The organism is Acinetobacter sp. YH01008 (assembly GCF_013420435.1).
GTDB lineage: Bacteria > Pseudomonadota > Gammaproteobacteria > Pseudomonadales > Moraxellaceae > Acinetobacter > Acinetobacter pseudolwoffii.
In genome coordinates this window covers 1-20,660 of sequence record NZ_VOYD01000023.1, presented here as the reverse complement: position 1 = coordinate 20,660, position 20,660 = coordinate 1, and the positions used below count along the sequence as shown (strand labels likewise).

Sequence of the window (20,660 nt, the reverse complement as noted above, 5' to 3'; positions counted from 1 at the left end):
TGAAATACAAAGACCGTACAACTGACCAAGAGCACACTGTTGAATTGGCTGGTATCTTCGTACAGATTGGTTTGTTGCCGAATACCGATTTCTTAAAAGCAACAGCGGTTGAATTGTCAAATCGTGGTGAGATCCTGATTAACGAACGCAACGAAACCAATGTGAAAGGTGTATTTGCTGCGGGTGACTGTACTACTGTTCCGTATAAGCAGATCATCATTGCCACCGGTGAAGGCGCGAAAGCATCACTGTCTGCATTTGATTACATCATCCGCTCAGGTCAGTAATCCTTAACAAAACCCTAATAAAGCCCGCTTGAAGCGGGCTTTATTTTTCAATAACTACCGGTTTAAATTCAGTATATTTTATAAGCACTGCGTCCATTCATCTTCTTGCTAATCTTGTCACAAGCATGTCATTAATTTTGATTCTGTATAGATGGTCTGTAACTGTCGATAATCTCGTATTGCAAGCCTGTGAAAGCTCTCATATGATAGGGTGATAAATCATCTTTCATGATCGAAGAATAAAAAAGGATAACATCCTGGGAGAAGAACAATGCACTACCAATATCAATGTGCCTGCTGCGAAAAAGTAGTGGAATCTACAGAAAAATCATGTCCAGATTGCGGTTCGCATCATATTCGCAGTCCTTTTGGCTTCTGGATTTTGTGTCTAGTGGCCTGTCTTGCTACAGCGATCGTATTTAAAGTGGTACACGTCTATGTGCAATCACAACAACAAGAAGTTCCCGTACAACACTCTATACTCGATGTTTTACAAGAAGAAAATAAAGGCCTTCGTTAATTTTATTTAGCTCTGATTGAGAGACCTGTTCCGAAAAATAGGTCTTTTTTTATAGTGCTTTAATACCAGTATCGCTATGCAGAAAAACAGCTTCATAGCTGCCAGATTTGATTTACAATAGCAGATTTTGGAATGGGAGATATGCAATGGTTCAGTTAATTAAAAAAGGTGGATTACGCGAGCGTGCCAACCGTAGCCGTAGCTATCAGGGTTCTGAAAATACCGAAACCAGCTTAAGACCCAACCGCTATCAAACAGCGATTAAAACACAAGAAAATTTAGTGTCTTCTTCACTTAAACCCACCGAATCCACTTTGGATGATCATCCAGTTAATTCATCAAAATAAGCGCGTCATACCATAACCATAACGCAAAGAGTAAAAATAGCCCGCCTGAAACGATATCAATATAACTCCCTGAACGCTGATACAGAGCTTTAATTTTCGGCTGTGAAATCAGCAACATGAGTAAAGCGAAAGTGATAAAAGTCTGCAAGGGAATAATCACCGCGAGTTGTGCTTTCAGATATTCCGAGGCTGACGAACTCAGTGCCAGTGAAAATACGCTGCTAAAATAGATCAGCGTTTTAGGATTAGAGAGGTTGGTCCATAGACCCAACATAAAGTAATTTTTGGGTTGTGCCAGTTCATTGGAATCATCTTCGGGCTGATGTTTATTCCTAAAACTGCGCACACCACCTTTGAGCATTGCCCAGCCCATTTTTGCCAGGAATATTCCACCGAGCAGCATCAAGACCTGCTGGACCCATGGAAACTGCTCGATTAAAACGGTAAATCCGGCCAGTGTCAGTACCACCCACACGACAATACCGGCCGAAATACCTGCAATAATTTTCAGGGCATTTTGGCGTGTGGTAGATGCAGCACTTTTGGCGATCAGTAGAACATCAGGGCCAGGACTTAGTTGAGCAACAAAATGCAGAAGGCAGATGGTAAAAAGCAGAGACATTAAAATAGCGTTAAATTATAAAAAATGATTATAACGTTTGTTCAAACTAATGAGAATATTCCAATAAAAAACCGAATCATCAGATTCGGCTTAAATATAACCTTTTAAACTTTGCAGATGAATATCTTATTTTGGATTGATATCTTTCATTTCAATTTTTTTCGCTTCAGGCTTCACTTCACGCGCTTCACCATCAATGATGGTTGAATCACCACGACCTGCTTGCTGGTTTTGCATATCCTGCATTTGACGCATCATCTCGGCAAAGGGGTTCTGGCCTTGCGCACCCCCCATATCGCCCATCATGCCACCCATCATTTTTTCCATCATGGCCTGCTGACGTTTCATCATCGCCTTCATCATGGCAGCTTTAAATACCTGCTGCACGGCTGGAATCAGCATTAATACCGCCAGTACATCGCTAATTAAGCCAGGAAGAAGCAGGAAGAAGCCTGCTAAAATTTTAGGTAAATTTCCTGTTAATGCAGGATCTGCATTCATCTGCCCCATTTGCATTTGCTGCATCTGTGGCATCAGACCGGCCGAATATTTACGGATCAGGTTCATACCAATAAAAAATGCAGCGACAAACCAGAAAAATACGTACCACATGCTCCCGACGAGGTCACCCACGCCAATCCAGACAAATACTTCTAGGATTAAGCCTGCAAGGATAATAAGAAATAATTTCATGAAAATTAATCTAATCTCAGTAAAATAAATAATAGGATGATGTAATCAACTGCTTCATCAGGATCAAGCTTTTTTGATACGCTTATGTAACAATATGGGCATTATTCTATTTTTAAAGTGCAGGCATGTCATTAATTATTGGGATTGACCCCGGTTCTCGTTTAACCGGTTACGGAATTATCGAAAAAGACGGCTCCAAACTGACTTTTGTCGATGCCGGTACGATCCGCACCGAAACCACGGAAATGCCTGAACGTTTAAAACGAATTTTTGCCGGTGTAGAGCGGATTGTAAAATTTTATGGCCCAACAGAAGCCGCAGTAGAACAGGTCTTTATGGCACAAAATCCGGATTCTGCCTTGAAACTGGGTCAGGCCCGTGGTGCTGCTGTTGCCGCGCTGGTCAATCTGGATTTAAAAGTTGCTGAATATACGGCGCGCCAGATCAAGCAGTCTGTAGTGGGTTATGGCGCTGCTGATAAAGAGCAGGTACAGATGATGGTGATGAATATTTTAAAACTCAGCATCAAACCGCAACAGGATGCCGCCGATGCACTGGCGGCTGCCATTTGTCATGCACATGCCTCAGGTAGTATGAGTAAAATGGCGGTACTCAATGCTTTGGGCGGCATGGCACGTGGCCGCAGTCGGGTCAGCAGCCGTCGTCGTTAATGTTTAGCGCCGTATTTTAAAGCCTTGAATACCTAAATCGGATTGCAGAGGCTCTGGAATAATTGCTTGTCCGATTGCAGAAGCAGGCCCTTTGCCAACTTCGTGCAATCATTTCCTGAAGCGGTGAATCTGCGCCAACAATAACAGCCTCCACTTCGCCACTACTTAAATTTTTCACCTAGCCTTTTAAATCGAGTGCCACAGCCTGCTCAGCAAACCAGTAGCGCTAACCCACACCTTGCACTTGGCCTGAAATATTCATTTTGATGACTGGCACACTATTCTCCTTAGCGATTCACCACCTGATAAATTGCATGTTTCATGTCCTGCGCCTGCAAACCACGTTCGCCATTTTTGGCCAGTTCATCCCCTGCCAGTGCATGCAGCGTCACAATTTCATGCAAATGAATCGATTGAGCAAATTGTGCCTTTAGACTGGCAATCATCCCGGCCAGCACATCCCCCATGCCGCCTGTTCCCATACCCGCATTCCCGGCAGTGCAAATATACAGCTGTTGTTCCAGAATCAGACTGCCTGAACCTTTTAGCACCCATTGCCCGCCATACTTCTGCCTTAAGGCATGAATCGCTTGAATCCGATCTGTTTCAATGTCCAAGGTTTTACAATCAAGTAAAGTTGCCGCTTCACCCGGATGCGGTGTAGTGTAAGTTTTAGAATTTAATTGTTGCGGCTGTTTGGCTAAAAACCACAATGCATCTGCATCTAAAACAATGTCTAAGTCTGAATTTCGAATTAAATCAAACCATGCCTGATATTGCTCTTTTGCCCATTGATCACGTCCCAAGCCCATACCAAAACAGACTGCATCGACCTGCTGAATTAAGGCTGTGCGCTGCTCTATGTTGAGAGCATTAATATCACGCAGCATAATATTCGGCGCACGAGACAAAATGGCGGTATGGTGTTTCGCATCACAGACAATGGTGACCTTACCTGCTCCGGCAGCAAATGCCGCTTCTGCTGCCATAATCACTGCTCCGCCCATTTCAGCATGCCCCCCCACCACCAGCACATGACCATAACTGCCTTTATGACCAAAGGCTTCACGTTTCGGTAATTTAATCTGCTGTGAGGAAAGTTTGGCAACTGGTTGCAGTTCGGCATCAACCGGAATGGCAGAAATCAGTTCAACCTTAGCGGCATATTCCTTAGCTTGTCCGGTAAACAGTCCTGCCTTTAAGCCCAAAACCGTATACGTAAAATCCGCTTTAACCGCAATAGGCAAAGGCTGACCGGTATTGGCATGCAGTCCACTCGGTATATCAACCGCGATTTTGAGACCTTTCTGGTCATTGATCAATTGAATGATGGATTGCCAGTTCGCATCCAGCTCACGATTTAAACCAATGCCAAATAAGGCATCGATATAAGCGTCATATTCATGCTTAAACTGAAAATGCGGCCCTACTTTCAATCCAGCATCCAGCGCTTCTTGCCAAGCTTTGGCCAAGTCCACTGATTGACCTTTTTCAGCCGCATAAACATCTACATCGAAACCGGCCTGTTTTAAATATTTTGCAATCAGATAACCATCGCCAGCATTATTGCCCTGACCACAACACACCGCTATTTTCTGTATATTTTTTTCTTTAAATAGCACACTCAGACGCTGTGTGACTGACCAAGCCACCTGCTGCATCAAACCATAGGAACTATTTTGCTGCTGAAACCAACGCTGCTCCCATGCTTGAATACTTTGGCTATGATAAACAGGGCTATGGTAAACTTGTTGCTGCATTTTTTATTCCCTGTCTTTGGTTTATGACAATTCCCGATTCTTACGCACAAATTCAAGTCTATCAACAAGATCCAGCCGAGCTAAAAGCCTGGATTAAAGCGCAGGCGCTAGAATTGGGGTTTTCTGATTGTGTCATTGCCAAACCAGATGCTCAAGCAGAATTAGCGCGCTTACAGGAATATCTGGATCGTGGCTATCATGGCGACATGAAATTTCTGGAAGATAATCTGGAAAAACGTGCCAATCCTGCCTTACTTGTCCCCGGCACGCGCAGCATTATCTGCGTGCGTATGGATTATCTGGTCGAGACTCCAAAGCCACGTTACGTTCCGTATGCACCCAATTCCGCGATTATTGCGCGTTATGCCCGTGGCCGGGATTATCACAAGATCATGCGCGGTCGGCTCAAAACCTTGGCGACAAAAATCCGAGAAAAAGTTGGCGATTTTGAATCACGCCCTTTTGCCGATTCTGCACCCATTTTTGAAAAATCACTGGCTGAAAGTGCTGGCATGGGCTGGACAGGTAAACATACCCTGCTGATTCATAAAAAGTCTGGTTCTTTCTTTGTGCTTGGAGAGCTATTTACTTCTCTGGACCTCCCTTTTGATGCGCCTGCCAGTAAACATTGTGGTTCCTGTACGGCCTGTATCGACATCTGTCCAACTCAGGCCATTGTCGAGCCCTATATGCTGGATGCACGGCGATGTATTGCTTACTTAACCATCGAGTATAAAGGCATTATTCCAGAAGATTTGCGCCGCGGAATTGGTAACCGGGTTTTTGGTTGTGACGATTGCCAGCTAATTTGTCCTTGGAACAGTTTTGCCCAAATCACCCCGGTAGAAGATTTTCATCCACGACATGGTCTGGATCAGGTCAGCTTGCTAGATTTATGGCAATGGGATGAAACCACCTTCTTAAGTGCGACCGAAGGCAGTCCAATGCGTCGTACAGGTTATCAAAGCTTCATGCGCAATATCGCCATTGGTCTGGGCAATGCACCTTTTGATGAAAAGATTGTTTACGCTTTACAACATCAACGGGCATTACATGACGAAATTGTGCAGGTGCATATTGATTGGGCGATTCAGGAACAGTTGACCAAAACAGCATAAATTTTCAATTTATTACTTCGGCTCACTCGATCTCTTATAAGGCTTACACAATATTTGATCACTTTATGTCATAAAGAAAGAGATGAAAAAATGACGAGAGGGACTGAAGATGCAAGAGCAAGATAAAAAACAGCAACAGCATGAACAGCTAGATCAGCTTAAACAGCAGAAGCAACAGCAGCAGCAGCCCCAACATGGGCCAATCGATTCTCCTAAGAACAATCAGCATGAGCAGGATGAACGAGTGCTGAACAAGCAGCATCGTGACGATCTGCAAAATCAGAATATTCATGGGGGTCATCGTGAATAAAAAATTTCAGGATTAAATATAATGACAAAGTCCACCCCGTGTGGGCTTTGTTCGTTATAGAAGGTCATATTTTGCTAGTGAGGCAGACACACATTTTTATTAAGATGAGGTGAATGATAAATAAGCACAAACAAGGACAGATATATGAACACGAGTAATGCAGTACGCAATGATTGGTCACGTGAAGAAATACAGGCACTGTATCAGCAGCCTTTAATGGATTTATTGTTTCAGGCGCAACAGGTTCATCGTGAGCACTTCACTGCCAATACAGTTCAGGTCAGCACCCTCCTCTCGATCAAAACAGGCAAATGTCCAGAAGACTGCAAATACTGTTCACAATCTGCGCATTATGATTCCAAGCTAGAAGCTGAAAAACGTATCGCGGTCGATAAAGTCATTCAGGAGGCTAAACAGGCACTGGCTTCTGGAAGCTCTCGTTTCTGTATGGGCGCTGCATGGCGTAACCCGCATGAGCGCGATATGCCTTATGTTCTGGAAATGGTGCAGGAAGTTAAAGCACTCGGTCTGGAAACCTGTATGACACTGGGCGTGTTGAATGCATCCCAAGCAGAACGTTTGAAAGATGCCGGTCTGGATTATTACAACCACAATCTGGATACTTCTCGTGAATATTATTCACATATCATCAGTACCCGAAGCTTTGATGACCGTCTCGATACTTTGGATCATGTGCGTCAAGCCGGTTTAAAAGTATGTAGTGGCGGTATTGTGGGTCTGGGCGAAAGCCGTAATGACCGGATTGGTTTATTATATGAACTTGCCACGCTAGTCATTCATCCTGAATCTGTCCCGATCAATATGCTGGTTCCAATTGAAGGCACACCAATGGCAGATGTAGAGAAACTGGATGTTATTGAATGGATTCGTACCATTGCAGTGGCGCGCCTCTTGATGCCAAAAAGCTACATCCGCCTCTCTGCGGGCCGTGAATCGTTAACCGATTCAGATCAGGCTCTGGCATTTATGGCCGGTGCCAATTCCATTTTCTCGGGTGAAAAACTTTTGACCACCCCAAATACTGCCCAAGGTCGTGACCAAAAGCTATTTGAGAAATTAGGTCTGGTTGCAGAGCAGCCTAAACCAAGTGTACGTGCATTGGCGACCGATGCGATGGCAGGCTAAGCAATATAGGAGTGAATTAAGTCGCTGAAAAGTTATGTGCAGTAATCAGTATGCCATAGCGGGCATTCAGATAATCTCCAACTCTGATTTGATCCATTCCATTGGCATGATGCACCACCAACTCCTGAGTGATTGCATCATAGCTAAAAGACTCATAACTGTCTTGATGCAGACTAAGCCAATGCAGCGTATCTGCCAGATTGCTGTCTACGATATAGGTATCTGCATGAAAATTTTTGCTCATATGCCCGATCATCAGCTTGGAATTTCACTCTAATTTTAACGGAAATTAGCCAAGTATAAGCATAAAAAAAGTGAGCCCTCGCTCACTTTTTTTTGTAAAACATCAGTCCTTATTGATCCCACACTTACGACACTCCCTGTGTTCCCCGATTTCCTGCATTTGCTCGTACTCATAGATATGCAAGCAAAATAATTTTCTTAATAGCTGAAGCATCTTGAAACTCCTGTTTAATCATTTTTTTAATACGCTTCTTAAGATATTCCTTCCTGAAACATCATGATTTCTGACTAAAAAATCATCTCTTATTTATTAGCATAATTTTCTCAGTTGTAAAATGCATTTCATCTACTTTTAATCTTATTTCCTGATATTTTTTGAAGTGCATCACAGTCCATTCATAAATATAAACTTTTTTCCTGAGGTAAAATTCTTCTAGATAAAAAATCCTCAAGAATGGCTCATAAAACTCATCTATTGAAGCCAGACCTCTTTTTTATAAGTTGATGCAAATATTGCCTAATTTTTATTTAAGTGTAATAGTTAAATTATCGTCAATGGTAAAATCATAAGCATTACGACAATACGAAATTAGTTTTTCAAATCGATTGAATATCTGCTCATTTAATTGTTTTTATTGGAAAAATCCTTTCCACTCCGAAGCAGGTATGTCTTTGAATAGACGATAACAAAATACTGGCAATATATGCTTTTCTATCGACTGATACTCTTTCTTATAAGTTTTATCAGTTCATACAGCTTGCTTTGTCTTCATCCATTTAATCAGTAAATTACCAAAAAATAGGTTCTCTTTTTGTTGAGCTTTCAATAACTTCTCATTTTTAGTTTTTAAAATGAGTTCACCATTTTAATACTTAATGGCCATTGAACATGCTTCTCTGACTGAGATTACTGGATAAGTCCCAAGCTATGTCCATTTACCAAGTGTATTCTTAAACCGCAACTGCCATGATTTTTACCTGTTACAACGACTTTTAAATACAAACCCATAATATCCGAAACCCTATACTCTAATTCTTTAGGTTTTAACACTGCAAATTGGGTATCTGTGAGCAATTTAGATTTAGCCATAAAATTATGATTTTCCTAGATTAAACTAGGCTCCTGTATCCTGAGTTATATTTTAAATTTATGATACAAACAAGGATACGAATAGGGTGTTTTTCTACGAGTCTACCTGAGTATTCTTAAGACATAAAAAAACCCTTAACTCTTTTAGAGTTAAGGGTTTAGATCTTATATAAAGCTATATAAATATAAAATTTGGTGGGCCCAGACAGACTTGAACTGTCGACCAACGGATTATGAGTCCGTTAACATAGTAATTTAAAATCAACAAATTAAAAATATAATGTCAATACTATCATATATTTATGTAATTTTAATAATTTATTATTAACTCTTTTTGTTGATTAATATATATTGATTTTGCTTACTACTTGCTTACCAGATGCTTACTAGAATGAAGTTAACAAAACCTGCTATTGATAAAATTGATTGCTCAGACAAAAATAAACCAACTTTTTTTTGGGATGAGAAAACACCAGGATTCGGCGTCAAAGTTACACCTAAAAATAATAAAAGCTACATTTTCCAAGGCCGTATTGGTCTTCAAAACCGTCGTATCAAAATTGGTGACGTTGATGTATGGAAATTAGATGAAGCTCGTAAATATGCACAAGAATTGGCGATTATGTGCCACAAAGGGATTGACCCATTAATCGAGCGTAAGAAAGCTTTAGCTGATAATAAAGAACTGCTAAAACAAGAAAAACGCAAAACTATTAAATTTAAAGATGTATGGTTTGAATATTTAAAAGCAAGACAACCTAATTGGCGACCAAGAAGTTATCAGGACCACATCGAATTATCTAGAGGTGGTTACGATCCTGAAAAAAATAGTGTTTATACCAGTCAACCCATTTTTCAACTGTTTGAGTACAAACTTTCTGAATTAACTGCAGATGTATTATGCGATTGGCTTGATCACAATGACTTCCGTCCAACAACATCAGCTAAAGCATACAGACTTACACGAGCTTTCCTGAATTGGTGTGATGAACACGAGGATTATGAAAACTTAGTGCCTCCAAAATCATACAACTCAAAAAAAGTTAAAGATAAAGTCCCTTCCCCAAAAGCCAAGAATGATTGTTTGATGAAACAGCATCTAAAACCATGGTTTGAAGAGGTAAATAAGTTAACTAGCAGAAAAATAGCGATTTTTTTGATATGTAGTTTAATCACTGGTTGCAGAAAGAATGAGCTGCTTTCATTAAAATGGACAGATGTCGATTTTCGTTGGAAAACAGCAAAAGTCAGGGATAAAATTGAAGATGAAGGTCGCCTAATTCCTCTAACTGCATATGTTGAAAGCTTATTATTAGAACTAAAGAAAAATTCTGATTCTAAATTCATATTTAGCAGTAAGGGCGCTGAATGTGGCCATATTGTTAATCCTTACGATAGCTTAGAGAAAATATGTAAAAAACTAAATATTGAACTTACTCCCCATGGATTGAGGAGATCATATAAAACGTTAGCTATTTGGGCAAAAATCAATGAAGGATCTTTAGCACAGATATCAGGTCATAAACCAAGTGCATTAGTTGAAAGGCACTACATCGTACGACCTATGGATATGCTACAAGAAACACTACAAGAATATGAGGATTGGATTTTGCAACAAGTGCGAAATGGCATTAATTGAAATACCTCGATACGGACTAATGCCAGTCAGTTAAGAAATTGACTGGTAAAGGGTGTAAATAATTCTGTGTAAATACAGTTTTAAAAATACTTGGTTACACGCTCTTCAAAAGAGGGCGTTCAAAAATCTATGTCAGTAAATTTGACTACATTTTAATTATATCGATCTAATCGACCTTCAAAGTAAATGGATAATTGAGTAATGTGTGAAAATTGAGACTTCTACTGACATTTTGGTAAATTTTACCTCATGTCATAGGAGTTTGAATTTTGAGTACAAAAGCCCAACGGGAAATTGCCCATAAATTAAAAGTGTTTGCTCATGCTGAACAAAATGGCAATGTTGTATTGACCTGTCGATATTTTGGTATTTCACGAAATACTTTTTATCGTTGGAAGAAGAATTATAAATCCAAAGGAGAGATAGGATTAGTCAACAGTAAGCCATGTCCACAGAACCTTAAGCTACGCACGCCTGCTGTGATTGAAGATAAGATTATTTATTTACGTCAACACTATCATTTTGGACAACTACGGATCAGTTGGTATTTATGGCGTTATCACCAAATTAAAATTTCAGCAGCTGGGGCGTACCATGTTTTAAAACGGCATGGTATGAATCGATTACCCCAAAATCAGCGTAAACGTTCTATTCCTATTCCTCAACGTTATAAAAAACAAGTGTAAGCGTCCGCTGAACCCCATGCCTATTTTTTAATTTGAGTTGGATTTCCAGCGATGTGGTAGTAATTCTTCTATTTGGGTCGCTTTATGCGTCGGCAGCCTTTTCAGCACATCACTGAGATAGGCATACGGATCCAACCCATTCAGCTTTGCTGACTGGATTAAAGTCATGATATTTGCCGCTCGCTGTCCACTGCGCAGCGAACCTGCAAACAACCAGTTCTTACGGCCCAATGCCCAGGGACGCATTGAGTTCTCTGCCCAGTTATTGTCAATGGGTAGATTGCCATCATCCAGATAGCGGCTTAAGGCTGGCCAACGCTTCAGACTGTAATTGATGGCCTTGGCGGTTGGAGAACTCGATGGCACCGTCAGATAATGTTGGTTGAGCCATTCACACAGTTGTTGCATCACCGGTTGGCTGTGCTGTTGTCGGTATTCGCGGCGGTGTTCTGCTGTACCATCGGTCTTTTTCCTGAGTTCTGCTTCTATCGCATACAGTTTCTGAATCATCAGTAATGCCTGTTCAGCGATCTGACTTTTCCCGGTCACATGTAGCTCATGGAATTTACGACGTGCATGCGCCATGCAGCCCACCTCTATGACATCGCCTGATTTAAAGCGTGCTTTATAACCACTGTAATCATCACAGACCAGATGGCCCTGCCAGCCATTCAGGAACTCTTCTGCATGCTGACCTGAACGGCTATCCTGAAAGTCATAGATCACCGCTTGAACTGGATTGTACTGTGTAGTGGCATAGGCCCAGACATAACCTTTCTTCGGTTTTTTCTCATCATCACCCATCCGCATGATGGTGACCGGCGTTTCATCGGCATGGATCACCCGCTGTTGCAGCACCACCTGTTTTAAGGCATTGGCCAGAGGTTCCAGTTCCACACCGCAGCGACCTATCCAGTCAGATAACGTTGATCTAGAAAGCTCGATTCCCGCCCGCTGATAGATCAGACGTTGACGGTACAGCGGTAAATGATCGGCATACTTCGATACCAGCACATGGCTGAGCAGTTCAGGTGAAGCAATACCTTTATCAATCACATAGGCAGGCATCGCTTGCTGAGTCAGGGTGTCACACTGATCACAGACCCATTTGCCACGCACATGCTGTTCCTTATAGAACTGTGCCGGTCTGAAATGCAGTTTTTCACTGATATCTTCGCCGATACGACGTAACTGGCAGCCACAACTGCATTGGGTTGATGCAGGTTCATGCTCAATACGGATGGTGTGTAGATGATCCGGCAGCAGTCGACGTTTAGGTTTGTTGACTGTGGCTTTCTCTGTCGCTGCATCGGTTTTATCTGCATTCAGCCGTTCCAGTTCCAGATCAACGGCTGCAATATCTTCTTCGACCGCTTCATCCCAGAGATGGATTTGTTTTGCAGTGAGATGTTCGTTTTTACTGCCGAATTTGTGCTGTTTAAATAGTGCGAGTTCATGCTCGTATTTTTGATTGAGAATAGAAAGATGTTGAACTTTAGAATCTAATTGCTGATTGGTGACTTCAAGATGTTGAACTCTGGCATCTAATTGCTGGTTTGATTGTGCTAGAGACTGATGCTGCAGCGCCAACTGCCTGGTGAATTCCAGCAGTTGTTCATGGGTCAGTTGGCTTAAGTCAGGCAGCATATTCATGACCGCAGTATGCCTGAGGTCATGAGAAGAATGAAATAGAACGTTTGGAGAATAGCAGAATGGAACAGCCTGGTTTAAAGCATCGTCACCACCTGCTGTCGTCCAATGCGCTGCCAGGGCAAACCTTGGATCAGTGCCTGTAACTGTTCCGGGCTGAGGGCCACGGTTTCACCTTGGTGAACTTGAGCCCAGTGAAATTTGCCCTGTTCCAGCCGCCGGGCACACAGCCAGATGCCCAATCCATCATGTACCAGTACTTTCATGCGATGGCCACGTTTATTACAGAACAGGTAAGCACAATGCGGTTTGATGTAGCCAAAGGCTCTCACCACCTGAGCCATGGTCGTATCCATACCTGCACGCATGTCCATGGGCTGAGTAGACAACCAGATTTCATCAATGCGGATCATGTTGCCAGTGCCTTGAGTAATTCTGCCAAGGCAGGTATTTCTGATGTCTGCCATTTTAGCTGAATATCATTATTCGTATGAGGCACGGTGATACACAACGTGATCCTCTCATCAATAGGTTGGCTGATTGCAGCAGTGTAAGGCAAAGCAATAAATGCTGGATTCACATGAGTAGGATCCTGCACGGCACCCTCATGATGGCTGAAGATCCTGATCCAACGACTGACAAGGTTGGCATTAATACTACGTTGCAGTGCGACCGAAGCGATCGAGGTATTAGGATTTTTGCAGGCATTGACAATACTGAGTGGCTTTGTTGCACAAAGATTTGAAATGCAAAGCGCCCCTAATTGAGCCAAATTTAAGGCGTAACTTGGGTAAGTGGTCGACCTAATTCCGTAAATCTGTTGAGGACTGCTACACGTGCATGAATTTCATTCACCTGACTAGGAAAGCTTCTTGCCATTAATTTATCGCCTAATAATTTGATGCAATGCATCTTGGTTTCCACCAAACTGCGGCGATGATAGCCTGACCATTTTTTCCATAATGTCCTGCCTAAACGTTTAACTGACAGGAAAAATATTATGGGTTTAAAGGGCATATCGTGATTAATTTATCAGGGATGATTACGAACTATACTTTTGCTCCAGCAAATTGTGATGAAAGAGATGTTGCACCTGAAATTACACAAAACATTTATGGTTTATTGGGAGCGGATAAGGGATATATAAGACCTGAATTAAAACAATATTTTAGGCATCAATATTTAGACTTACAAACACCTTATAGACGAAATATGGTTGATCTAAGACCAAAAGAATCAATCAGAATATTGATGAATGCTCGAAGGCAAATTGAAACTGTTATCGGTCAGTTGACTGACCGATTCAACATTCAAAAAGTAAGGGCAAAAGATCTGTGGCATTTAACACATCGAATTGTTCGTAAGATTCTTTCACATACTCTTTCAGTTATTCTAAATATGAAATTAGGGAATCCTCCTATACAGCTTGAAACCATAATTAAAAGTTGAGATTGGCGTATCTAATTTAAAAATATAAGTTTGAAATAATTTTTAACAATGAAAAAGACAAGAAAGCGACATATTTGATATGTCGCTTTCTTTAAAGACTCAGATTAACCAATAATGATTTGGTTATTAATTAAATCCTGTAATTCCAATGCGGTCTTACCTTCAATAATTAACAAATCAGCCCAATCATGAGTTGTACCACTCGTTCTATTAGCAACACCATCACGGTCAATTTTCAATACGGCATCGCCATTACCATCATCTTCAACTTTGATGTAGTTAGCAATATCCGATTGATCTACTGAAAGTAGACCTCCGAAGAACCCAGCACCAAACTCAATTTTGTCATTGGCTTCGTAATCGACCCATGTGTCTGTACCATTACCACCTGTCGCATCGGCAGCATTTAAGACCGCATAAATCGCTGTGTATGAACCAGAACCACCAATCAAGGTATCATTGCCTGCACCACCATTTAAGCTATCATTATCGAAACCGCTTATCAGCATATCATCACCGAACGAATCGGCGGCGAAGCTTTCGATAGATACACTCCTGCCGGTAATGTTCTGAGGTGGGGTCAGGGTGATGTTGTCGACCTGCAAAGTGAGGTTAGAGCTCCACGAATTGTCTGCAACCGTGAACACCAACCGGTATGTACCGGCATCATTGATTGTCTGAGTAATAGACTGGTTGCTCAAATTGATGTAGCTGGAGAAGTTGTGCGTACCACTGGCCCCTGTCACATTACTCCAAGTCCCATCATTGACATCCTGCTTTTGCAACTGGTAACTGACCGAATCACCACTCCGTACCTCACTCGTCCACTGGCTGAACGTCAAGCTACTGCCAGAGTGATTGACCGCAAAGACTGTACTGGTAGCAACGGCATTAGTTCCACCATTGTTGCTTGAATCATCAATCACCAATCGCCCATAACTATTAATCGCCACCGTTCCTCCCGTAACAGTCCACGCCGAGGTATTGCCCAGCACACCACCGCTGAATGCACCCAGCACGACTGGCTCGACCGCATGCACCTGCACCACCAGATTACTGGTGTTGCTGGCGGTATCGCCGTTCACCCCTTCGGTGCTGATAGCCTCCACCTGTAGCGTTACCGCACCAGTGCTAGCATTGATGGGCGGGGTGTAAGTCAGCGCAGCCTTGTTCCAGCTCTGAACATCCACTTGCGTGTTGCCACTTGTGGCGGTGAAGCTGTTGTTGCCATCGCTGAGCTTCGCACCCACAGGGATGTTCTTGACCCACACCACCAAAGTTTCGGAGCCATCGGTATCCACCAGACCTGCAGCAATGCTGGAAATCTTGATGGCAGTACCAGCCTCACCTTCATTGGCACCATAGGCCTTGTAATAGCCGTGGCCACCGGTATCGTTGCTCAGACTGCCCAGTTCACCCCCTGCCACCCCAATCGCTGCCACATTTGTAAACAGTTGTGCAGACGTCGTCGACAGCACGGCGGCTGGGTTCAACCCTTCTTTAAACAAGATGCTATAGCCACCATCCCCAGATTGGTTATGCACATAGATGTCCAATGTGTAGTAACCACTGGCAGAGGGCGTGAACGTGCCTTGAAACTTACCGGATCCACTAGAGCCATCAGGACTGGTACTAATGCTGCCCCAACGCCCCGAAGCCACAGTGATACCACCGACCACGATGGCAGCGCTGTCATCGGCAGTGCCACCAAAGGTATATGACTTGCCTGCTTCCAGATAGATCAGGCCGGACATCTTGACACCTGCGTTAGCAGTCAATCCGTTGGAGATGTTGACATTGGCATTGGTAACTGTGGTGCTGGTGCCACCGGAGGCAGCAGCAAAACCGACCAGCAAGTCTGTTGCAGACACACCATTGCCACCAGTGCCACCAATATTCAAACCCGTATAAGTGGTCCGCATGAGTCCATTGTCCACTGGCGACTCGACCGTCGGCGACGTTAAGGTCAACGTGGGCGCGTCGGCCACCGGCGTGACGTTGATCGTCGTGGTGTTATTAACTGTCTGCCCGAAGTTATCCTTGGAAACCACCGCCAAAGTATCGATACCACTCCAGTGAGTATTACCTTGGTAGGTCAAGGTCTGCAAGGTCGCGTTGATCGCCGCCTCGCTGCCGACCAGGGTCAGGGTACCGCTACCGTTGCTACCGGCACTGATGGAAGCCCCAGTTTGCAACGTCACTTTCATGACACCATTGCCCACACTGAGCTGCACGCTGGCGAGGTTGGTGTCAGTCACCTGAACCGTCGACAGGCTCAACGCCGTGTCTTCATTGACTGTCTGCGCCACGGGCACCGTGTTGACAGGCGCGCGGGTATCCACGGTCATGCTGACCACGTTGCCTGCCAAGCCGGCATTGCCCGCTGCATCGGCGTAACTGCCCGCCGCAAGCGTCACCGAGGCAACACCTTCGTAACCCGCTGTCGGGGCGAACGTGGCCGTCCAGACCAGCGGGCTAACCTGCTGCAGGTTCGAGACCGTGCCACCGGTTGTGGTGATGTCGCCCACGACAAAGCCCTGCGGCGCTTCATTGAAGGTGAAGGTGACCATGACGGTCTCCGCGCCGGTCAGGTTCACATCGTCCACACTGACACTCACCGTCGGCGGGGTACCGTCTACGGTGAACTCAAACGGCACAGATGCCGGACCTGTCGAATTGGAATCTGCATTGTAGGCACGTGCCACTACTTCGACCAAACCATCACCAAGGGTGCCAGTGGAAGTGAGCAGGGCAAGCTGTTCCGAAGTGATAGTCCAAGTCCAAACTCCAATCTCTCCGTCTGGTACTTCGATACGGATCGGGCCAAGGCCACGCACCGTTACCCAAACTTCGTCCACCTTGTCGCCGCCAGTCGCACCTAGATCAATCGTACCACTAATGCTACCCTGCCTATCGTTGGTCAGTCCATTGTGTCCGATATCCCCAGTGTCACCACTTCCGCCCGCGCCATTAGAACCAGCAACAGCATCTACATAGGCAACCACTATCGGTGTTGGCAGGCTCTCTGGTGCCAGAGTCACGGTTCCACTGTCACTGGTACCAGTATTGCCCGCCTTGTCGGTGACATGAACCTTAAGCAGATCAGCATTGTAGTCATCAGACAAGGCCTGATTAAGCGCTACATTGATCTGCAAATATTGCCCGTAACCAGGAGCCAGACTACCAACCGTACCCTCGCCATAGAACACACCGTCGTAGTACACCTCGACCTTGTCACCAATATCGGCATGAGTTTGCTTGGCGTTAGACAGGTCACCAGACACGAGCGCGGTGACATGACCAAATCCAGTGCCTTCTGGTGCGACGTAATCAACATAGGTCGCTTGCGGGGCGTAAGTGTCGGACACGAAGGTGTACTTGTCGGACACCTCGCTGACGTGCCCAGTGACGGTATCAACCAGCTTGACCTGCAAGTAAATTTCATCGTCGCCGCGCAACTGATCGGCCCACCAGATGGTTTGCAGCACTTCACGCAACTGCTCGGGACTGATCGTCCATTGGCCGCCGCTGACCGTGACCACCACGTCGGCACCGTTAGGGTAGCCCTGTGGGCCCGGCGCGCTGTCGTCGGTGCTTTGCTTGTTAGCGTACAGGCGCAGGGTGACCTGGCCATCGGGCGCGTCCACCGCGCCAGTAATGCGGCCCATGACGTCGTTGCTGTAGACCACCGAGTTGTCGACGATGGTGGTCGTCTGTGGTGTGCTGCCATCGACGGTGTAGTCCAGCGTGATCGAGGCGCCGTGGTCGTAGGGTTCAAAGGTGTAGCGGCCATCGCCGTACACGGTGATCGCGCCCTTATCAGCCAGTTCCAAAGTCTGACCGATGGTGACGGGCTGGCCGTTAGCAGTCACGTTTGTGACCACACTACTACCATCCGATGCAGTACCTTCCAGTTGGCCTTCTACCTCGGAGCTATTAATCTTGTTTTCTTCCTTCAACGCCACAGTGGTAGCAGTTACGGTGGTTACAGTCGGCGGGAACATGTCGTGGATCGACACCTGCACCTGATACTGCTTGCCATCACTGTCAGTGAGGGTGAGCTGATCATTCAACGGTGCGTTGCTTGCGGCAAGTGCACCAGCCAAGCCTGTATTGAGCACGTAGCTCCATTCGCCGGTGGCGGTGTTGAAGGTGAAGGTGCCGTAGGTACCGGCCAGCGTGGTCGGCGTATTGAAGCCAGTGAGCGCTTCGCCATAGCGGTCCAACACGCTGCCCGAGACCGTAGTGGTGCCGTCAAGCGCAGCCTGCGCACTGGCGCTCCCCTGCACATACTCGATGTTATCGTAGTAACCAGTGATCACTGGTGCCGGCGGCGCGGCAACCGTGTAGGCCTGATCATCGCTCGCGCTATTGCCTGCGGCATCGCTGACGGTGGCTGTGGCCGTGCCGTCCTTCAACAGTGCGGCTTGTTCCTTGGTGACCTCCGCCGACCAATTACCACTCGCATCGACTGTGCCGGTGACGCTGATCGGGTTATTGTCGGCACCGAGAATTGGATCACCATTGGCATACTTGAAGGTCACCGTGACGTTGGTGCCCACATCCACGCCCGACACCGTGCCATTAATGATGAATCCATCTACCATCTTCTCATTCCAATCCACGATGTCATTGCCATCCGCAACGTGGGTGATTGTGATCGTCGGTAAGACTGTATCCACAGAAATCGGACGCGTTGCCTGGACAGCAGGGTTGCCCGCCGTATCGGACACATCCGCAGTTACGGTCAGCGCACCTTGCGGTAACAGCGTTACATGCGCCCGTGGCACATCCAGCGTCCAGGCATTATCCGTCACCACAGCCGTATAGGTCTTGCCATTGAGGGTAACTGTTACCGACTGGCTATTCTCTACGCCAGTGGTGGTGCCCCTGATGGTCAAGTCTTGCTGGGATTCAGCCGCATTGATCACGTCGTCACCCGCCAACGGGCCAGTGATGCCGATCGTTGGTGCGATAGTGTCAATATTGACGTTGCGATTGCCAACGTTACCTGCGTTACCAGCCTGATCGTAGTAACTCCCAGCGGCAATCGTCAGCGGCACCATCGTTTCGGTGTTTGTCGCTGCGGTGACCGTACCCGTCCAGGTGAGTCCGCCATCGCTCGTGCTCAGCGTACCCAGCTTGAGATTGGCTGGATTACCTAGCAAAGCCAAAACCTCCGCTGCCGATAGTGCATTGCCTGCATCATCATGCGGCACTTCGGTAAACTTAATGGTCAACTCGCCAGAATTACTCTCACTAACACCATTTAGCACGTTTGGATCCACCGTGATCGTCACTGTGGGAGGCGTTTTGTCCACGGTAATCGTGTGCAAATCCTGTGCATAATTACCTGCGCTGTCGGTCACGCTTGCAGTGATCTGCGGAGAACCTGTGAGCAAAGCCACATCTTCGACAGGCACTGTTACAATCCAGTTCCCGCTCGTCTCGACTATTTCGAATGTATAAGACTTGCCACCGATCTGAACCTTGATAACCTGGCCGTTTTCCACGCCTGTGGTCGTACCACTGATGGTCAAGTCTTGCTGGGATTCAGTCGCATTGATTACGTCGTCACCAGCCAGAGGACCTGTGATCGCAATCGTCGGTGCGGCGATGTCCACGCTGATCGGTTTGCTTGCCTGCGTTGCAGGGTTGCCAGCCTTATCGCTCACGTCAGCAGTCACAGACACAGAACCTGTTGTAGGCAGTTCGCCCACAGCTTCCGCCGGTACCGTCACGCTCCAGGCGTTGTCCGTCACCGTCGCGGTGTAGGTCTCGCCGTCCACGGTCACCGTCACCTGCTGGCCGTCTTCCACGCCTGTGGTCGTACCACTGATGGTTAATGGCTGTCCTTTTTCAGTCGCATTGATTACGTCGTCAACAGCCAGAGGACCTGTGATCGCAATCGTCGGTGCAACGGTATCAACCGTAAATTTAATTTCTGTCGGATCCGAAACATTCCCAGCTTTGTCAGTTTGACGTACGCTGATGCTGTTCTCACCTTCTTGCGCAACCGGTTTATTACTGCTCCATGTCACACCGCCATCAGTGCTGTATTCAACCAATGCACCCGCTTCGGTACCGCTTACGCTGTAGCTACCGTCGTTGGTGATGAAATCATCTGCTGTACCACTGTCGGTAGTCAGAGTAATCACCGGTGCCGACACTGTAGTATCCAAGGTGAAGGTCAATGATGCTGGTGAAGACATGTTACCTGCTACGTCTGTTTGACGGACGTAGATCGTATTTTCACCTTCAGCTGCAACCGGGGCTGTGGTGCTCCAGTTCGTGCCATCAGTGCTGTATTCAACCAATGCACCCGCTTCGGTACCGCTTACGCTGTAGCTACCGTCGTTGGTGATGAAATCATCTGCTGTACCACTGTCGGTAGTCAGAGTAATCACCGGTGCCGACACTGTAGTATCC

19 protein-coding genes and 2 pseudogenes are annotated in these 20,660 nt (G+C 45.6%); 11 read left to right on the top strand and 10 right to left on the bottom strand.

Annotated features, from left to right (window positions below):
• The 3 genes from FTT75_RS12120 to FTT75_RS12110 all read left to right on the top strand — a co-directional run.
• A partial coding sequence (locus FTT75_RS12120) for an FAD-dependent oxidoreductase (RefSeq protein WP_180186501.1) occupies positions 1-287 on the top strand: 287 nt, incomplete at its 5' end.
• Positions 288-558: 271 nt separating this feature from the next.
• Entirely contained in the window at positions 559-807 is a 249-nt protein-coding gene (locus FTT75_RS12115; protein ID WP_005097376.1) for a hypothetical protein, read from the top strand.
• Positions 808-953: 146 nt separating this feature from the next.
• Positions 954-1,154 (top strand): hypothetical protein, encoded by a 201-nt coding sequence (locus FTT75_RS12110; RefSeq protein WP_100329909.1) that lies wholly within the window; start codon positions 954-956, stop codon positions 1,152-1,154.
• On the opposite strand, the gene FTT75_RS12105 is transcribed toward FTT75_RS12110, so the two are convergent.
• Together FTT75_RS12105 and FTT75_RS12100 are read right to left on the bottom strand one after the other, a co-directional pair.
• Positions 1,138-1,776 (bottom strand): LysE family transporter, encoded by a 639-nt coding sequence (locus FTT75_RS12105; RefSeq protein ID WP_005097378.1) that lies wholly within the window; start codon positions 1,774-1,776, stop codon positions 1,138-1,140. The two genes, FTT75_RS12110 and FTT75_RS12105, sit on opposite strands and share 17 nt — an antisense overlap.
• 126 nt (positions 1,777-1,902) lie before the next feature.
• Positions 1,903-2,469: an FxsA family protein gene (locus FTT75_RS12100; protein WP_180186499.1), complete on the bottom strand. Its 567-nt coding sequence runs from the start codon at positions 2,467-2,469 to the stop codon at positions 1,903-1,905.
• 125 nt (positions 2,470-2,594) lie between these two features.
• On the opposite strand from FTT75_RS12100, the gene ruvC reads away from it, so the two are divergent.
• Positions 2,595-3,140 carry a crossover junction endodeoxyribonuclease RuvC gene (ruvC, locus tag FTT75_RS12095; RefSeq protein ID WP_004278925.1) on the top strand — a complete coding sequence of 182 codons (546 nt, stop codon included), beginning with the start codon at positions 2,595-2,597 and terminating at the stop codon, positions 3,138-3,140.
• Between the two features lie 287 nt (positions 3,141-3,427).
• Here the strand turns inward: ruvC and FTT75_RS12090 are convergent, their stop codons facing one another.
• Positions 3,428-4,900 (bottom strand): NAD(P)H-hydrate dehydratase, encoded by a 1,473-nt coding sequence (locus FTT75_RS12090; protein WP_180186497.1) that lies wholly within the window; start codon positions 4,898-4,900, stop codon positions 3,428-3,430.
• A 23-nt stretch (positions 4,901-4,923) separates the two neighbouring features.
• On the opposite strand from FTT75_RS12090, the gene queG reads away from it, so the two are divergent.
• From queG to bioB, 3 genes are all read left to right on the top strand, one after another.
• Positions 4,924-6,018, top strand: coding sequence for a tRNA epoxyqueuosine(34) reductase QueG (gene queG / locus FTT75_RS12085; protein WP_005170301.1), 1,095 nt, complete (start codon positions 4,924-4,926; stop codon positions 6,016-6,018).
• Between the two features lie 109 nt (positions 6,019-6,127).
• Positions 6,128-6,328, top strand: coding sequence for a hypothetical protein (locus FTT75_RS12080; RefSeq protein ID WP_005097383.1), 201 nt, complete (start codon positions 6,128-6,130; stop codon positions 6,326-6,328).
• Positions 6,329-6,472: 144 nt separating this feature from the next.
• Positions 6,473-7,474: a biotin synthase BioB gene (gene bioB, locus FTT75_RS12075; RefSeq protein ID WP_180186495.1), complete on the top strand. Its 1,002-nt coding sequence runs from the start codon at positions 6,473-6,475 to the stop codon at positions 7,472-7,474.
• Between the two features lie 16 nt (positions 7,475-7,490).
• Here bioB and FTT75_RS12070 read toward each other — a convergent pair whose 3' ends face one another.
• Together FTT75_RS12070 and FTT75_RS12065 are read right to left on the bottom strand one after the other, a co-directional pair.
• Positions 7,491-7,718, bottom strand: a complete 228-nt coding sequence (locus tag FTT75_RS12070) for a hypothetical protein (protein WP_074383544.1) — start codon at positions 7,716-7,718, stop codon at positions 7,491-7,493.
• Between the two features lie 906 nt (positions 7,719-8,624).
• A complete protein-coding gene (locus tag FTT75_RS12065; RefSeq protein ID WP_074383277.1) occupies positions 8,625-8,807 on the bottom strand; it encodes an Arm DNA-binding domain-containing protein in 183 nt (60 codons plus the stop codon).
• Positions 8,808-9,198: 391 nt separating this feature from the next.
• Here FTT75_RS12065 and FTT75_RS12060 point away from each other — a divergent pair, with 391 nt between their 5' ends.
• Positions 9,199-10,446 (top strand): integrase family protein, encoded by a 1,248-nt coding sequence (locus FTT75_RS12060; RefSeq protein WP_131261641.1) that lies wholly within the window; start codon positions 9,199-9,201, stop codon positions 10,444-10,446.
• 269 nt (positions 10,447-10,715) lie between these two features.
• Complete coding sequence (locus FTT75_RS12055) at positions 10,716-11,132, top strand: helix-turn-helix domain-containing protein (protein WP_227592049.1); 417 nt, start codon at positions 10,716-10,718, stop codon at positions 11,130-11,132.
• Positions 11,133-11,159: 27 nt separating this feature from the next.
• On the opposite strand, the gene FTT75_RS12050 is transcribed toward FTT75_RS12055, so the two are convergent.
• From FTT75_RS12050 to FTT75_RS12035, 4 genes and pseudogenes are all read right to left on the bottom strand, one after another.
• The gene (locus FTT75_RS12050; protein WP_180186493.1) at positions 11,160-12,785 is read right to left on the bottom strand and encodes an IS66 family transposase; all 1,626 of its coding nucleotides are present in this window, start codon (positions 12,783-12,785) and stop codon (positions 11,160-11,162) included.
• 74 nt (positions 12,786-12,859) lie between these two features.
• On the bottom strand, positions 12,860-13,195 hold the full coding sequence (gene tnpB, locus FTT75_RS12045; protein WP_000618091.1) for an IS66 family insertion sequence element accessory protein TnpB: 336 nt from the start codon (positions 13,193-13,195) through the stop codon (positions 12,860-12,862).
• Positions 13,192-13,530: an IS66 family insertion sequence element accessory protein TnpB gene (locus tag FTT75_RS15900; RefSeq protein ID WP_228720344.1), complete on the bottom strand. Its 339-nt coding sequence runs from the start codon at positions 13,528-13,530 to the stop codon at positions 13,192-13,194. Before FTT75_RS15900 ends, tnpB begins: the two co-directional genes overlap by 4 nt.
• A 26-nt stretch (positions 13,531-13,556) precedes the next feature.
• A pseudogene (locus tag FTT75_RS12035) lies at positions 13,557-13,769 on the bottom strand (IS5/IS1182 family transposase); the annotation flags it as partial.
• On the opposite strand from FTT75_RS12035, the pseudogene FTT75_RS12030 reads away from it, so the two are divergent.
• Positions 13,770-14,231: pseudogene (locus FTT75_RS12030) on the top strand (IS982 family transposase); the annotation flags it as partial.
• A 104-nt stretch (positions 14,232-14,335) separates the two neighbouring features.
• On the opposite strand, the gene FTT75_RS12025 reads toward FTT75_RS12030, so the two are convergent.
• The gene (locus tag FTT75_RS12025) at positions 14,336-20,443 is read right to left on the bottom strand and encodes an Ig-like domain-containing protein (protein ID WP_218954465.1); all 6,108 of its coding nucleotides are present in this window, start codon (positions 20,441-20,443) and stop codon (positions 14,336-14,338) included.
• A gap of 18 nt (positions 20,444-20,461) precedes the next feature.
• Here FTT75_RS12025 and FTT75_RS15715 point away from each other — a divergent pair.
• Positions 20,462-20,660: hypothetical protein (locus FTT75_RS15715; RefSeq protein ID WP_218949836.1), on the top strand; the 199-nt coding region annotated here is incomplete at its 3' end.